This is a genomic window from Massilia frigida (assembly GCF_011682175.1).
Lineage (GTDB): Bacteria > Pseudomonadota > Gammaproteobacteria > Burkholderiales > Burkholderiaceae_D > Telluria_A > Telluria_A frigida.
Genome location: NZ_WHJG01000130.1, coordinates 1 through 1,135, shown reverse-complemented (window position 1 = coordinate 1,135; position 1,135 = coordinate 1). Strand labels below are relative to the sequence as shown.

Sequence of the window (1,135 nt, the reverse complement as noted above, 5' to 3'; positions counted from 1 at the left end):
GGACTAAACCGCTCGCGCGGTAGTCGGACTTCGATGCAGCCTGTGGTCCCGCCACAGCCGGGTTTCTGCTGCAAGATTGTAGCTGTTTCCTATGTTGGTTAGTGAGGCAATCGGCCTCATTCCAACAGGAGCAGTATCATGACCCAAGCCATTACCCCATTGCGCCAACGCATGATCGACGACATGCGCATGCGCAAGCTCGCACCCAAGACCCAGTCTGCATACCTGATGCACGTCCGGCGCCTGGCCGCGTTCCTGCACCGCCCACCCGACACCGCTACAAGTGAGGATCTGCGGCGATTTCAGTTGCATATGGTTGAGCAAGGCTTCACGTCAACCACCCTGAATGTGACGATCACCGGTTTGAAATTTTTCTTCGAGGTCACAGTTCACCATCCCGAACTGATGGCCAGGATGCATCCCGTGCCGGTTCCCCGCAAGCTCCCCCAGGTGCTCAGCCGCGACGAAGCCGCGCGCCTGATCGCCTCGGCATGCAGTCCCAAATACCGGGCGGCACTGTCGGTTGCCTACGGCGCGGGCCTGCGTGCGAGTGAAGTGATCGGGCTCAAGGTAACCGACGTCGACAGCGGGCGCATGGTCTTGCGCGTGGAACAAGGCAAAGGACACAAGGACCGCTATGCCATGCTGTCGCCGGTACTGCTCGACTGCCTGCGTGCCTGGTGGAGGACGGCACGCGCCGAAGGCAAGATCCTGCATGGCGGTTGGTTGTTCCCCGGACAGAATCCCATCGACCCGCTCAGCACGCGACAGCTGAACCGCGCCATCCACGCGGCCGCCGACCTGGCACGGATCGACAAACGCGTGTCCATGCACATCCTGCGCCACAGCTTCGCCACCCATCTGCTGGAGCAGAAGGTCGACATCCGAGTGATCCAGACCCTGCTTGGCCACAAGCGGCTCGATACGACCGCGCTATACGCCCAGGTCGCCACCGATCTGCTGCGCGAAGTGATCAGCCCGCTCGACACCTTGCAGTCAGCGTAGGGGGTGCTATGGAGCGCCCCGACCTGGAGGTCGCGGACATCTTCCGCGCCCACGGCCCGGCTTGGCGACACGCACAGCGCGGTCACCTGAGCCTGGGCCAACTGAAGGTCATGTCGGCCATCGAGCAGTG

The 1,135-nt window shown here is 62.5% G+C and carries 1 protein-coding gene; it reads left to right on the top strand.

Going from position 1 to position 1,135, the window contains the following annotated elements; translation table 11 throughout:
• Positions 1-138: 138 nt before the first annotated feature.
• Complete coding sequence (locus F2P44_RS34305; RefSeq protein WP_167094552.1) at positions 139-1,005, top strand: tyrosine-type recombinase/integrase; 867 nt, start codon at positions 139-141, stop codon at positions 1,003-1,005.
• Positions 1,006-1,135 lie beyond the last annotated feature (130 nt).